We start from the raw sequence: 14,464 nt of genomic DNA, 5'->3' as shown, positions 1-14,464 counted from the left end.
ATGGCAACGGTAATGAAGAAGGTAGATGCGGTCATCGTCGGTTTCGGCTGGACCGGCGCGATCATGGCCAAGGAACTCACCGAAGCGGGGCTCAACGTGCTGGCGCTGGAGCGCGGGCCGATGCAGGACACTTACCCAGACGGCAACTATCCACAGGTGATCGACGAACTCACCTACAGCGTGCGGAAAAAACTCTTTCAGGACATCTCCAAAGAGACCGTCACCATTCGCCACAGCGTCAACGACATTGCTCTGCCGAACCGCCAGTTGGGCGCGTTCCTGCCGGGCAATGGCGTCGGCGGCGCCGGTCTGCACTGGTCGGGCGTGCATTTCCGGGTCGACCCGATCGAGTTGCGCATGCGCAGCCACTACGAAGAACGCTACGGCAAAAGCTTTATCCCCAAGGACATGACCATCCAGGACTTCGGCGTCAGCTATGAAGAACTGGAGCCGTTCTTCGATTTCGCCGAAAAAGTCTTCGGCACCTCCGGCCAGGCGTGGACGGTGAAAGGTCAACTGGTCGGTCAGGGCAAGGGTGGCAACCCTTATGCGCCCGATCGCTCCAACCCGTTCCCGCTGGAAGCGCAGAAGAACACCGTGTCCGCACAGCTGTTCGGCAAAGCGGCTACAGAAGTCGGGTACAAACCCTACAACCTGCCGTCCGCAAATACGTCGGGGCCGTACACCAACCCTTACGGCGCGCAGATGGGCCCGTGCAACTTCTGCGGTTTCTGCAGCGGTTACGTCTGCTACATGTATTCCAAGGCTTCGCCGAACGTGAACATTCTGCCGGCGCTGAAACCGCTGCCGAATTTCGAGCTGCGCGCCAACGCCCACGTGTTGCGCATCAACCTCGACAGCACCAAGAGCAAAGCCACCGGCGTCACCTACGTCGATGCTCAGGGTCGCGAGATCGAGCAACCGGCGGATCTGGTGATTCTCGGCGCGTTCCAGCTGCACAACGTGCGTTTGATGCTGCTTTCGGGCATCGGCAAACCGTACGACCCGATCACCGGCGAAGGCGTGGTCGGGCGTAACTTCGCCTACCAGAACATGGCGACCATCAAGGCGTTCTTCGACAAGGACACCCACACCAACAACTTCATCGGTGCGGGCGGCAATGGCGTGGCGCTGGACGACTTCAACGCCGACAACTTCGACCACGGCCCGCACGGCTTCGTCGGCGGCTCGCCGATGTGGGTCAACCAGGCCGGCAGCCGGCCGATTGCCGGCACCTCGAACCCACCGGGCACCCCGGCCTGGGGCAGTGACTGGAAACGCGCGACCGCCGATTACTACACCCACCAGGTGTCGATGGATGCCCACGGCGCGCATCAGTCTTACCGAGGCAATTACCTCGATCTCGACCCGGTGTACCGCGATGCCTACGGCTTGCCGCTGCTGCGAATGACCTTCGACTGGCAGGAAAACGACATCAAGATGAACCGCTTCATGGTCGAGAAAATGGGCAAGGTCGCCGAAGCGATGGGCCCGAAAGCCATCGCGGTGATCGGCAAAAAAGTCGGCGACCACTTCAACACCGCCTCTTACCAGACCACCCACCTCAACGGCGGCGCGATCATGGGCACCGATCCGAAGAAGAGCGCGCTGAACCGCTACCTGCAGAGCTGGGACGTGCACAACGTCTTCGTTCCGGGCGCCTCGGCGTTCCCGCAAGGCCTCGGTTACAACCCGACCGGGCTGGTTGCGGCACTGACCTACTGGTCGGCGAAGGCGATCCGCGAGCAGTACCTGAAAAACCCCGGCCCGCTGGTTCAGGCTTAAGGAGCGATGACCATGAAAAATCTCGTTATCGCGGCTCTGGCGCTGCTCGGCAGCGCCTCGATTCATGCGGCTGACGTTGATCAAGCGTTGATCAAACAGGGCGAATACCTGGCCCGCGCCGGTGATTGCGTGGCTTGCCACACCGCCAAGGGCGGCAAGCCGTTCGCCGGTGGTCTGCCGATGGAAACCCCGATCGGCACGATCTACTCGACCAACATCACCCCGGACAAGACTGGCGTCGGTGATTACAGCTTCGCCGACTTCGATCAGGCCGTGCGCCATGGCGTCGCCAAAAACGGCAGTACGTTGTACCCGGCGATGCCGTATCCGTCCTATGCGCGTGTCAGTGAAACCGACATGCAGGCGCTGTACGCGTACTTTATCCACGGCGTAGAACCGGTGGCGCAGGAAAACAAGGCGAGCGACATTCCCTGGCCATTGAGCATGCGCTGGCCGCTGATGGGCTGGCGCTGGATGTTTGCGCCGAAGGTCGAGGACTACCAAGCAACGAGTGCCGACCCGGTGATCGATCGTGGCGCGTATCTGGTCGAAGGCCTCGGCCACTGTGGTGCCTGCCATACCCCGCGCGCGCTGACCATGCAGGAAAAATCCCTGAGCGCCGCTGACGGTACAACCTTCCTCGCCGGCAGTGCGCCGCTGGAAGGCTGGATCGCCAAGAGTTTGCGCGGCGATCACAAGGATGGTCTCGGCGGCTGGAGCGAAGAGCAACTGGTGCAGTTCCTCAAGACTGGACGCAGCGATCGCAGCGCGGTGTTTGGCGGCATGAGTGATGTGGTCACCCACAGCATGCAGTACATGACCGACGCCGACCTGACGGCGATTGCCCGCTACCTCAAGTCACTGCCGGCCACTGATCCTGCCGATCAGCCGCATCAGTACGAAGAGAAAGCCGCGAAAGCCTTGTGGAATGGCGACGACAGCCAGCGCGGCGCCTCGGTGTACATCGACAACTGCGCGGCGTGCCACCGCACCGATGGCCACGGCTACACTCGGGTATTCCCGGCGCTGGCGGGCAATCCGGTGTTGCAATCGAAAGACCCGACCTCGCTCATTCACATCGTGCTCAAGGGCGGTACGTTGCCAGCCACGCACACGGCGCCGTCGACTTTCACCATGCCCGGTTTCGCCTGGCGACTGTCGGATCAGGAAGTGGCGGATGTGGTGAGTTTCATCCGTGGCAGTTGGGGCAACAAAGGCGCGCCGATCAGTGCCAAAGAGGTTGCTGCCTTACGCAGTGACGATTTGAAAACAACGTCCACCGATGATCTTGGCCAAGTAACAGACCATCATTAAAAACAGCAACCCTGCATGAACCGTTCATGCAGGGTTTTTAATATACGTATATCGCAACAAACTTCGAGATCAAGGATTAACGATACTGACATAAGCCTTCGCCAGTGCAATCAACTTCGCCTTGTCATCGTTATCAATATCGCCATCACCGTCTACATCTTTCTTGTTGGTGCGAATAGTGAAGGTCTTGCCGCGGTCGCTGGACACCGCCACCACGTAGATCGAGTCAACCAGAGTCTCGGTCGGCAGCTCCTGCTCGGCGTTCCAGCCCAGCTCCTTGCGCGCAAGTTGCATCGAAACAATGGTATTGGGTTCCGATGCATTGGGCAGCATCAATTGCATAAAGACGCCACGCTGATTGAGAAAAGACATGAATTAAATCCTTTTAATCTAATAATCGGACAAGTGCCGATGGAAGTGGCCAAGACTATATTCGATAACTTGTCGCGACAATGGAACAACTGTATCTCGGGTTGTATTTAGACTTTGCACCTCTCTATAAACTTTAGAATTTCAAAAGCCCCATCGCTGAACGGTACTGGATCACACAGGGCGCGCTCGGGTACTGTATGCATATACAGATCAGGAGCCCACCCAATGATCAATCCTCTCCCGCCCCGGGGTCGCGGCACCGCGACCAACCCGCATAACCGCTTCGCGCCGAACCGCTCGGTGGCCGAGGATGACGGCTGGTATCAGGAAGTGCCGCTGACCCAAGGCACCGAGGTGATGATCGAAACCGCGAAAACCATCATCACCCGCAATACGTCTCCCGATCTGCCCTTTGACCGCTCGATCAATCCTTATCGCGGTTGCGAACACGGCTGCATCTATTGCTACGCACGGCCGAGCCACGCCTATTGGGACATGTCGCCGGGGCTGGATTTCGAAACGAAGCTGATCGCCAAAACCAACGCCGCCCAAGTGCTGGAAGAACAGCTTGGGAAAAAAGGCTATCAATGTGCGCCGATCAACCTGGGCTCCAACACTGACCCGTATCAGCCGATCGAGCGTGAACACAAAATCACCCGCCAGACCCTCGAAGTGCTGCTGCGCTATAAGCATCCGGTGACCATCGTCACCAAAGGCTCGCTGATCCTGCGCGACCTCGACCTGCTCACCGAACTGGCGCAGCAACGGCTGGTGGCGGTGATGATCAGCCTGACCACCCTGGACGACGAACTCAAACGCATTCTGGAACCACGCGCCGCTGCACCCAAAGCGCGGTTGCGCGCTATTCGGGTAATGCGCGAAGCAGGCATTCCGGTCGGCGTGCTGTGTTCGCCGATGATTCCGATGATCAACGACAGCGAAATCGAGAGTCTGCTCAGCGAAGCCCACGCCGCCGGTGCACAAAGCGCGGCGTACATGATGTTGCGCCTTCCGCTGGAAGTGGCGCCGCTGTTCGAAGAATGGCTGGCCGCGCACTACCCGCAACGCGCTGCGCACGTGCTGAGCCTGATCCGCCAGAGCCGTGGCGGCGAACTCTACGACAGCCGTTTTGGTGCACGCATGCGCGGCGAAGGGGTGTTCGCCGATCTGCTCGCGCAGCGGTTTGCCAAAGCGATCAAGCGTCTTGGCTTGAATCATCGCGAGGGCTATAACCTCGATTGCACGGCCTTCTGTCCGCCGGGTCGCCAGATGTCGTTGATTTAGCGACAATTGGCCTATGGTTGAGGGGTTGGAATCCTTCCGCCGAAATCACCCAGTCACGTTTTTTGTGACCTGGAACACACGTGCTAGAGCGTTTGATTCAGTTTGAGTTAAGTTTCGGCGGCTACCTTGTTCATCGAGTGACTGACGGGTCGGGATGACCCGGATGTTTAAACAGCCACTGGCTTCATACCGGAATACATGGGAATGACTCCCCTAATCCGCCAAAGAGGATGAATCATGAGTGACAAGGATAAACAGCCGTTGGCTGCGTCGGCGCAAACCCCTGAAGCGGAATCCGCCGATGCAGCGCTGCGACAGATCGTAGACGGCTTTTTGCATTTTCATCATGAGGTCTTCCCACAGCAGGAAGAACTCTTCAAGAAACTCGCCACGGCCCAAGCGCCCAAGGCGATGTTCATCACCTGCGCTGACTCGCGCATCGTCCCCGAGCTGATTACCCACAGCTCGCCCGGCGATCTGTTCGTGACCCGTAACGTCGGCAACGTCGTGCCACCTTACGGGCAGATGAACGGCGGCGTTTCCACCGCAATCGAATACGCGGTACTGGCGCTCGGCGTGCAGCACATTATCATCTGCGGCCACTCCGATTGCGGCGCCATGCGTGCGGTGCTCAACCCGGACAGCCTGGAAAAAATGCCGACGGTCAAAGCCTGGCTGCGCCACGCTGAAGTCGCGAAAACCATGGTGCATGAGAACTGTAACTGCGCCGACGAAAAAGAAAGCATGCCGATCCTCACCGAGGAAAACGTCATCGCCCAATTGCAGCACTTGCGTACCCATCCTTCGGTAGCCTCGCGCATGGCGAACGGTCATTTGTTCATCCATGGCTGGGTCTACGACATCGAAACCAGCGAAATCAAAGCTTACGACGCGGATCAGGGACGTTTCCTGCCGCTCGACGGCAGCCATCCGATTCCGGTGGCGACGCCTAAAGCGCGCTTCTAAATCCTCCTAAACATCTGTGTGGTTTGACGCCGGTCGCTGATTCAGCGACCCGGCCTCGCCATGCCTGAAGAAAACTTCGGGAGAATCGCCATGCGTGCGGCTCAATTGAAAGCGGTGTTGCCACGGGAGCTGCTCGCTTCAGTGGTTGTGTTTCTGGTCGCCCTGCCGCTGTGCATGGGTATTGCGATCGCCTCAGGGCTGCCGCCGGCCAAAGGGCTGATTACCGGGATCATCGGTGGTCTGGTGGTCGGCTGGCTGGCGGGGTCGCCGTTACAGGTCAGCGGGCCGGCGGCGGGGCTGGCGGTGTTGGTGTTTGAACTGGTGCGTCAGCACGGCATCGAGATGCTCGGGCCGATTCTGTTGCTCGCCGGTTTTCTGCAACTGGTCGCCGGGCGCTTGAAGCTCGGTTGCTGGTTTCGCGTCACGGCGCCAGCGGTGGTGTACGGGATGCTGGCGGGGATTGGCGTATTGATCGTGCTGTCGCAGGTGCATGTGATGCTTGATGCGTCACCGAAGCCCTCTGGCCTGGATAACCTCACGGCGTTCCCGGCGGCTGTGGCGCAGGCCTTGCCGTCGTTCGGCTGGCAGGCCGGGCTGTTGGGGCTGTCGACGATTGCGGTGATGTGGTTGTGGGAGAAGTTTCGCCCACATTCGCTGCGCTTCGTGCCTGGGGCATTGCTCGGCGTCGGTCTGGCGACCGGCGCAAGTCTGTTGCTCGCTTTGCAGGTGAAGCGTGTTGAAGTGCCGGCGAATCTGGCGGAGGCCATCGATTGGCTCAAGCCTGCAGATCTGCTCAGCCTGGCCGATCCGACGCTGCTGATCGCCGCCTTCGCCGTGGCGTTTATCGCCAGCGCAGAAACCCTTTTATCCGCCGCAGCGGTGGATCGCATGCACAGCGGCGTACGCTCGGACTTCGACCGTGAACTGTCGGCGCAAGGGGTCGGCAACATGCTCTGCGGTCTGGTCGGCGCGCTGCCGATGACCGGGGTGATCGTGCGCAGTTCGGCCAACGTCCAGGCCGGCGCGACCACGCGTTATTCGACGATCTTCCATGGCCTGTGGCTGCTGGCGTTCGTGCTGTTGCTGTCGAGCGTGCTGCAAAGCATTCCGGTGGCGAGTCTGGCGGGCGTGCTGGTCTATACCGGTTTCAAACTGGTCGATCTCAAGGCGTTTCGAGGCCTGGGTCGTTATGGACGGATGCCGATGTTCACCTACGCGGCGACGGCGCTGGCGATCATCTTCACGGACCTGCTGACGGGTGTGCTGATCGGTTTCGGTCTGACCCTGCTGAAACTGGCGTTCAAGGCGTCGCGATTGAAGATCAGCCTGATCGATCTGCCACAGGATGGTGAGATGGAGTTGCGTCTGGTCGGCGCGGCGACCTTCCTCAAGGTTCCGGCACTGACCCAAGTGCTGGGCAGTATTCCGCAGGGGACGACGGTGCATGTACCGCTCAATAATCTGAGCTACATCGACCATTCGTGTCTGGAGTTGCTGGAAGAGTGGGGCCGGGCGAATGCGGCGAAAGGGTCGAAACTGTTGATTGAGTCGCGTGGATTGAAGCGCAGGCTTGAGGGACGGATTCGCACAACAACAGGCATCGGTGCAGCCGGCTAAATCTCCCCGCCTGAACACAAACCCTGTGGGAGCTGGCTTGCCAGCGATGACGGAGTGTCAGTCACTGACCATGCTGACTGATCCACCGCTATCGCTGGCAAGCCAGCTCCCACAGGTGTTGAAGTGTTTCTGGGTTACGCAGCAGGCTGATCCAGTTCCAGGCCCACACCCAGTCGGCGGCCCATGCACGGCCAGCGTTTCCACGCAGCGCCGGTGTCCGGGCTGCTGAGTTTTTCCCGGTAAACTTCTACCGATTCCAGCGCAAAACTCTCGTCGTTGAGCATCTCGTCGATGGCGTGATGCACCGCTTCGTCCAGTTGGTTGGCAAATTCCTCACCGATCAATTGGTGAGCAATCAAGTTGGCGACTGTCATGTCCAGGGGGATCAGTGGCTGGCCGAAATGCTTGATGTACAGGTCGTTGACCTCTTCGACAAAACGGTGCGCGAGATAGGCTTCGTCGAGCAGGCTGTCCAGGCCAACGTGCCCGGCCATGATGGCGGGTGGCTGGAGGAAATACTGCTCGGCGATTTTCAGCACCGGTTTGATCTGCGATTCGATTCCCGCTTCCCTGGCAACTTCATTGGCTGCATCCAGCAGGTCTGGCACTTCATCGATATAGGCGGCGACAAAACGCGTCAGCACACCATTGGCGTCGGCTTCCGGCAATTGGATCGCCGGGTGTAAATGAGGCAGCTTGCTTTCCAGCTGACGGGTCAGCAGGCCGGTTTCTTTTTCGTGTTGTTGGGCTTTTTGGATCTGCTCGCGCAATGCGGCGGTGTTCATGAAAACTCCAGGAAACAAGGCAATGAAATAGGGAAGACATAACTTAGCTGGCTTACGAAAAATGCTAAGACGCATTTGTCATAATTATTTCATCCTTGATGCACCTGCGTTATATCGGTTTGCCACCACTCGTCTGCATCCTTCTCCATTCGTGCCCTTGAACGCAAGTGCCAGCTGTTTCAGATCATTTACGTCCACACATTGCAATTTCCCGTCGCTGTCTATACTCGCCAATGAATGGAGTTAGCTGATGACGCCCGACTGCACCCGCAGCAAGGCCCGGCGATTCAAGTTCGTAGTCTGATGCAGCCGCTCCCTTGCCGCAGGCGAAAGCCGGCGGGATAACAAGAACGATAAGGGGAACCCGCAATGATGCGACATCCACACGTCTGGATGGGCCTCCTGTTGTGGTCGATTTTCAGTCCTGCGCACGCCGCCTGGACTGTGAATATGGCGCCTGGAGCGACTGAAATCAGTCACGCAGTATTCGACCTGCACATGACCATTTTCTGGATCTGTGTGGTGATCGGGATCATCGTCTTCGGCGCCATGTTCTGGTCGATGATGGTGCACCGCCGTTCTACCGGGCAGGTCGCCGCAAAATTCCACGAAAGCACCACCGTCGAAATTCTCTGGACCGTCGTACCGTTTCTGATTCTGGTGGCGATGGCCGTGCCGGCGACTGCCACCCTGATCAAGATGTATGACACCAGTGAACCGGATATCGATATCCAGATCACCGGTTATCAGTGGAAGTGGCACTACAAATACCTGGGTCAGGACGTCGAGTTCTTCAGCAACCTGGCCACCCCCGCCGAGCAAATCCACAACAAGGAGGCCAAGGGCGAGCACTACTTGCTCGAGGTCGACAAGCCGCTCGTGCTGCCGACCGGGGCCAAGGTGCGCTTCCTCGTGACCTCCGCCGACGTTATCCACTCGTGGTGGGTGCCGGCCTTCGCGGTGAAACGCGATGCGATTCCGGGGTTCGTCAACGAGGCGTGGACGCGCATCGACAAGCCCGGCATCTACCGTGGCCAGTGCGCCGAACTGTGCGGCAAGGATCACGGCTTCATGCCGATCGTGGTCGAGGTCAAAGACAAGGCCGATTACGACAAGTGGCTCGCCGACCGTAAAGCCGAAGCCGCGCAGTTGAAAGAGCTGACCAGCAAGGAATGGACCCTCGACGAACTCAAGGAACGTGGCGACAAGATCTATCACACCACCTGCGTGGCCTGTCACCAGGCCGAAGGTCAGGGTCTGCCGCCGATGTTCCCGGCACTCAAGGGCTCGAAAATCGCCACCGGACCGAAAGAAGGCCACTTGAGCATTGTCTTCCACGGCAAGCCCGGCACCGCCATGGCGGCGTTCGGCAAACAGCTGTCGGAAGTCGATATCGCAGCGGTCGTGACCTACGAACGTAACGCCTGGGGCAACAACAAGGGCGACATGGTCACGCCGAAAGAAGTGCTGGAGCTGAAACAGGCGGAAAGCAAATGAGCCGGTCTATCGCGTACTTCGTGAACCGGTCGGGGCAACGCGCCCCGGCCTGCCCCGTCCACTCACGTAAAGGAGACCGGCCATGAGCGCTGTCATCGATGACCACGGTCATGCCGACCACGCCCACGGCCCCGCCAAAGGCCTGATGCGCTGGGTGCTGACCACCAACCACAAGGACATCGGCACGCTGTACCTGTGGTTTGCGTTTTCCATGTTCCTGCTCGGCGGTACGTTCGCGATGGTGATTCGCGCCGAACTGTTCCAGCCCGGCTTGCAGATCGTCGAACCGGCATTTTTCAACCAGATGACCACCATGCACGGTCTGGTGATGGTCTTCGGTGCGGTGATGCCGGCCTTCGTCGGCCTCGCCAACTGGATGATCCCGTTAATGATCGGCGCGCCGGACATGGCCCTGCCCCGGATGAACAACTTCAGCTTCTGGCTATTGCCGGCGGCGTTCCTCATCCTGGTGTCGACCCTGTTCACTCCCGGTGGCGGGCCGAACTTCGGCTGGACGTTCTATGCGCCGCTGTCGACGACATACGCACCGGAAAGCGTGACCTTCTTCATCTTCGCCATCCATTTGATGGGGATCAGTTCGATCATGGGCGCGATTAACGTGATCGCGACCATCCTCAACCTGCGCGCCCCCGGCATGACGCTGATGAAAATGCCACTGTTCGTCTGGACCTGGCTGATCACTGCGTTTTTGCTGATCGCGGTGATGCCGGTGCTGGCCGGGTGCGTGACGATGATGCTGATGGATATCCACTTCGGCACCAGCTTCTTCAGCGCTGCCGGTGGCGGTGACCCGGTGCTATTCCAGCATGTGTTCTGGTTTTTCGGGCATCCCGAGGTGTACATCATGATCCTGCCGGCGTTCGGCGCCGTCAGCTCGATCATCCCGACCTTCTCGCGCAAGCCGCTGTTCGGCTACACCTCGATGGTCTATGCGACGGCGAGCATCGCGTTTCTGTCGTTCATCGTCTGGGCGCACCACATGTTCGTGGTCGGCATTCCGTTGGTGGGCGAGCTGTTCTTCATGTACGCCACGCTGCTGATCGCGGTGCCGACCGGGGTGAAGGTGTTCAACTGGGCCAGCACCATGTGGCAAGGCTCGCTGACCTTCGAGACGCCGATGCTGTTTGCCGTGGCGTTCGTGATCCTGTTCTCCATCGGTGGTTTCTCCGGGCTGATGCTGGCCATCGCTCCGGCGGACTTCCAGTATCAGGACACCTACTTTGTGGTCGCGCACTTCCACTACGTGCTGGTGCCGGGGGCGATCTTCGGGATCTTCGCCTCGACCTACTACTGGCTGCCGAAATGGACCGGCCACATGTACGACGAAACCCTCGGCAAGCTGCATTTCTGGCTGTCGTTTGTCGGCATGAACCTGACCTTTTTCCCGATGCACTTCGTCGGTCTTGCGGGGATGCCTCGGCGGATTCCGGACTACAACCTGCAGTTCGCCGACTTCAACATGGTCTCCTCGATCGGCGCGTTCATGTTCGGTGCGACGCAGATTTTCTTCCTGTTCATTGTGATCAAGACCATTCGCGGCGGCCCGCCAGCACCGGCCAAGCCTTGGGATGGTGCGGAAGGTCTGGAGTGGAGCGTGCCGTCACCGGCCCCGTATCACACCTTCACCACACCGCCGGAAGTGAAATGAACACAGATCTCCCTGTGGGAGCGAGCCTGCTCGCGAAGAACGATGACGCGGTTCATCTGGTGCGCCGAGTTGTCTGCTTCGCGAGCAGGCTCGCTCCCACAAGGGATCTGATGAGAGGCACGAATCATGGCTGACTCGATCTCGATGAAAAAACTCGTCACCCGTCTGCTCGGTGTAGTGGTGGCGATGTTTGTCTTCGGCTTTGCCCTGGTGCCGATCTACGACGTGATGTGCAAAGCCTTCGGCATCAACGGCAAGACCGCCGGGCAGTACGAGGGTGAGCAAGTGGTCGACACCTCGCGCCAGGTGCGTGTGCAGTTTCTGTCGACCAACAACGTCGACATGCCGTGGGACTTCTACCCCAAGCATGACGAACTCACCGCCAACCCCGGCGCGGTCAACGAGATGATCTTCATCGCGCGTAACCCGACCGACAAACCGATGAGTGCGCAAGCCGTGCCGAGCATCGCGCCGAGCAGCGCAGCGGCGTATTTCCACAAGACCGAATGCTTTTGCTTTACCCAGCAGGTGCTGCAGCCCGGTCAACAGATCGAGATGCCGGTGCGTTTCATTGTTGACCGCGACATGCCCAAGGATGTGAAGCACCTGACGCTGTCCTACACGCTGTTCGATATCACCGCCCGACATCCGCCAGTGGCTGTAAACACTGGCGGTTGAGCGTGCCCGATAAGGAGAACAATAAATGGCAACTCATGAGCACTATTACGTACCGGCCCAGAGCAAATGGCCAATCATCGCCACTTTCGGCATGGCCATTACCGTGTACGGCCTTGCCGTCTGGTTCAACGATCTGAAGGCAGCGCGCCCGGAATCCCACGGCCCGTACATCTTTTTCGTCGGTGGCCTGTTGCTGGCTTACATGCTGTTCGGCTGGTTCGGCACGGTGATCAAGGAAAGCCGCGCGGGACTTTACAGCGCACAGCTGGATCGCTCGTTTCGCTGGGGCATGAGTTGGTTCATCTTCTCCGAGGTGATGTTCTTCATCGCTTTCTTCGGTGCGCTGTTTTACGTGCGACACGTCTCCGGACCGGCGCTCGGCGGTGAGGGCACCAAAGGTATCGCGCACATGCTCTGGCCGAACTTCCAGTTCACCTGGCCGCTGCTGCACACGCCGGACCCGAAACTGTTCCCGCCGCCGAAAGAAGTCATCAGCCCGTGGGGCCTGCCGCTGATCAACACGATTCTGCTGGTCAGTTCCAGCGTGACCATCACCATCGCCCACCATGCCTTGAAGAAGGGCCATCGCGGCGCACTGAAAATCTGGCTGGCGATCACCGTACTGCTGGGCTGCGCGTTTCTCGGTTTCCAGGCTGAAGAATACATGCACGCCTATCACGAACTGGGGCTGACCCTCGGTTCGGGCATTTATGGCGCAACGTTCTTCATGCTCACCGGTTTCCACGGCGCCCACGTGACCATCGGCACGATCATTCTGTTTGTGATGCTGATGCGGATCATGAAGGGCCACTTCGACAACGAGCACCAGTTCGGCTTCGAAGCGGCGAGCTGGTATTGGCACTTCGTCGATGTGGTGTGGATCGGCCTGTTTATCTTCGTTTACGTGCTCTGAGGATCAACGCTACCAAGGCGCATGCGAGACCAATTGGCCGCTGTAAAAGCCCCAGGCGATCAAGCCGACGGTGGCAGCGGCCAATGCCACCCGAACACTCAAGGCGATGACCAGGCGATTGGAACTGCTGTCGTCCTTGACCAGGAAAAACAGGCCGCTGAACAGGCTGATCACCGTGGCAATCAGCATCAGGACGATCGCTGTTTTGAGCATGGGAAGAACTCCGGGGGACAGGCGATGCAGTTGAGTATAGCGAGCGCAACGACTGACTTTGTGGCGCAGCCATGAAGCGTTTTCGCCCGGGCGTGATTCCGACCGTGGTGGTGGCGCTGTTGCTGCCGCTGCTGGTGTCGCTGGGCTTCTGGCAACTGAGCCGGGGCGCCGAGAAAACCGCCCTGCTCGCCAGTTACGCCGAACGCCGCGCCGCTGAACCGATGGCCAGCACCGAACTCCTTAATAGCGCCGATCCGGCTTATCGCCGTGTGCATCTGCACGGCCAGTTCGATGCCGCGCACAGTCTGTTGCTGGATAACCGCCAGCGTAACGGCAAGGTCGGCGTCGAGCTGCTGCAACCGTTTCAGGATCAACGCAGCGGTTTGTGGCTGCTGGTCAATCGCGGTTGGTTGCCGTGGCCGGATCGCCGTGTACCGCCGCAATACACTACGCCTACTGAGGCGTTGAATGTCGATGCCTGGGTCTACGTCGCCCCCGGCGCGACCTTCCAGTTGCATGCCGATCCTGTCAGCAGCACCTGGCCGCAAACCATCACCGCCGTCGAACCCGCCAAGCTGTGGCAAACCCTCGAGCGTGACGGCTTCGCCTACGAATTACGCGCCGAACCCGGCCCGGCCAGCTACGAGGCCGATTGGCCGGTGGTCGCCATGGGCCCGGAAAAACACCTCGGTTACGCCGTGCAGTGGTTCGCCATGGCCACCGCCCTGCTCGGCCTCTACGTCTATTTGGGCTTGCACAACGCAAAGGAGAAACACCATGGGAACGGCCATGAATCCACCCAGCATGTCTGAGGCGAAACCTGCCGCCACCCGCCGTCGCGGGCGCATTCAATTGCTGCTGATTTTGCTCGGCGTGATCGGCCCGATGGTGCTCGCCACTGGCATGTACAAGTTGCAGTTCTGGGTACCGGAAGGTCGCAGCTATCACGGCGAACTGATCGGCAACGGCCAGACCCGCGCCGACCTCGGCGTGCAAGCCGACGAGGATCGCTGGCAGATGCTGGTTACCGCGCCGAAGGATTGCGCGGTGGATTGCCAGCAACTGGTGTACCTGGCGCGGCAGATCCAGATCGGCCTCGGCCGCGATGCCGGCCGCGCCAGCCATGCCCTCGCCGCTGCGCAACCCGTCAGCGCCGATTACGAAACCAAGCTGACCCGTGAATATCCGCAACTGCAGCGCTATCCGCTGGACGCCGGTGTGTTCAGCAAGACGACGGGCGACAAGGCCACGCCGCAGCTGTGGATCATCGACCCGCACGGCAACCTCGTGCTGCGTTACGAACCGAATGTGAAAGGCAAGGATCTGCTCAACGACCTGCGTCACCTGCTGAAACTGTCGAACATCGGATAA

At 59.5% G+C, this 14,464-nt stretch carries 14 protein-coding genes; 11 read left to right on the top strand and 3 right to left on the bottom strand.

Features of this window, described 5'->3' with window-relative positions:
- Positions 1–1,785: a GMC family oxidoreductase gene (locus tag ACZ0A4_RS24585; RefSeq protein ID WP_397484159.1), complete on the top strand. Its 1,785-nt coding sequence runs from the start codon at positions 1–3 to the stop codon at positions 1,783–1,785.
- Positions 1,786–1,797: 12 nt separating this feature from the next.
- Positions 1,798–3,099 (top strand): c-type cytochrome, encoded by a 1,302-nt coding sequence (locus tag ACZ0A4_RS24580; RefSeq protein WP_463576651.1) that lies wholly within the window; start codon positions 1,798–1,800, stop codon positions 3,097–3,099.
- Positions 3,100–3,168: 69 nt separating this feature from the next.
- Here ACZ0A4_RS24580 and ACZ0A4_RS24575 read toward each other — a convergent pair whose 3' ends face one another.
- Positions 3,169–3,471, bottom strand: coding sequence for a hypothetical protein (locus tag ACZ0A4_RS24575; protein WP_322845432.1), 303 nt, complete (start codon positions 3,469–3,471; stop codon positions 3,169–3,171).
- A gap of 225 nt (positions 3,472–3,696) precedes the next feature.
- Between ACZ0A4_RS24575 and ACZ0A4_RS24570 the strand changes: the two genes are divergently transcribed.
- The 3 genes from ACZ0A4_RS24570 to ACZ0A4_RS24560 all read left to right on the top strand — a co-directional run bounded on the left by ACZ0A4_RS24570 (position 3,697) and on the right by ACZ0A4_RS24560 (position 7,338).
- Positions 3,697–4,755: a PA0069 family radical SAM protein gene (locus ACZ0A4_RS24570; RefSeq protein ID WP_463576650.1), complete on the top strand. Its 1,059-nt coding sequence runs from the start codon at positions 3,697–3,699 to the stop codon at positions 4,753–4,755.
- 237 nt (positions 4,756–4,992) lie between these two features.
- Positions 4,993–5,721 (top strand): carbonic anhydrase, encoded by a 729-nt coding sequence (locus tag ACZ0A4_RS24565; protein ID WP_007911720.1) that lies wholly within the window; start codon positions 4,993–4,995, stop codon positions 5,719–5,721.
- Between the two features lie 90 nt (positions 5,722–5,811).
- Positions 5,812–7,338, top strand: a complete 1,527-nt coding sequence (locus ACZ0A4_RS24560) for a SulP family inorganic anion transporter (RefSeq protein WP_250605511.1) — start codon at positions 5,812–5,814, stop codon at positions 7,336–7,338.
- 134 nt (positions 7,339–7,472) lie between these two features.
- On the opposite strand, the gene ACZ0A4_RS24555 is transcribed toward ACZ0A4_RS24560, so the two are convergent.
- Positions 7,473–8,123, bottom strand: a complete 651-nt coding sequence (locus tag ACZ0A4_RS24555) for a hypothetical protein (protein WP_095119633.1) — start codon at positions 8,121–8,123, stop codon at positions 7,473–7,475.
- Positions 8,124–8,492: 369 nt separating this feature from the next.
- Here ACZ0A4_RS24555 and coxB point away from each other — a divergent pair, with 369 nt between their 5' ends.
- The 4 genes from coxB to ACZ0A4_RS24535 all read left to right on the top strand — a co-directional run bounded on the left by coxB (position 8,493) and on the right by ACZ0A4_RS24535 (position 12,880).
- Positions 8,493–9,620 carry a cytochrome c oxidase subunit II gene (coxB, locus tag ACZ0A4_RS24550; RefSeq protein ID WP_463576649.1) on the top strand — a complete coding sequence of 376 codons (1,128 nt, stop codon included), beginning with the start codon at positions 8,493–8,495 and terminating at the stop codon, positions 9,618–9,620.
- A gap of 82 nt (positions 9,621–9,702) precedes the next feature.
- A complete protein-coding gene (gene ctaD / locus ACZ0A4_RS24545) occupies positions 9,703–11,289 on the top strand; it encodes a cytochrome c oxidase subunit I (protein WP_034152254.1) in 1,587 nt (528 codons plus the stop codon).
- A gap of 126 nt (positions 11,290–11,415) precedes the next feature.
- The gene (locus ACZ0A4_RS24540; RefSeq protein WP_456024753.1) at positions 11,416–11,967 is read left to right on the top strand and encodes a cytochrome c oxidase assembly protein; all 552 of its coding nucleotides are present in this window, start codon (positions 11,416–11,418) and stop codon (positions 11,965–11,967) included.
- A 25-nt stretch (positions 11,968–11,992) separates the two neighbouring features.
- Entirely contained in the window at positions 11,993–12,880 is an 888-nt protein-coding gene (locus ACZ0A4_RS24535; protein ID WP_016986463.1) for a cytochrome c oxidase subunit 3, read from the top strand.
- 9 nt (positions 12,881–12,889) lie between these two features.
- Here ACZ0A4_RS24535 and ACZ0A4_RS24530 read toward each other — a convergent pair whose 3' ends face one another.
- A complete protein-coding gene (locus ACZ0A4_RS24530; protein WP_007911731.1) occupies positions 12,890–13,093 on the bottom strand; it encodes a twin transmembrane helix small protein in 204 nt (67 codons plus the stop codon).
- Positions 13,094–13,164: 71 nt separating this feature from the next.
- On the opposite strand from ACZ0A4_RS24530, the gene ACZ0A4_RS24525 reads away from it, so the two are divergent.
- Together ACZ0A4_RS24525 and ACZ0A4_RS24520 are read left to right on the top strand one after the other, a co-directional pair.
- Positions 13,165–13,905, top strand: coding sequence for an SURF1 family protein (locus ACZ0A4_RS24525; RefSeq protein WP_463576648.1), 741 nt, complete (start codon positions 13,165–13,167; stop codon positions 13,903–13,905).
- Complete coding sequence (locus ACZ0A4_RS24520; RefSeq protein WP_463576647.1) at positions 13,871–14,464, top strand: hypothetical protein; 594 nt, start codon at positions 13,871–13,873, stop codon at positions 14,462–14,464. The genes ACZ0A4_RS24525 and ACZ0A4_RS24520 overlap by 35 nt, the downstream gene beginning before the upstream one ends.

Source organism: Pseudomonas sp. AC172 (assembly GCF_979258595.1).
The sequence above is the reverse complement of the archived record's forward strand: the minus strand, read 5'-3'. Positions and strand labels throughout refer to the sequence as shown.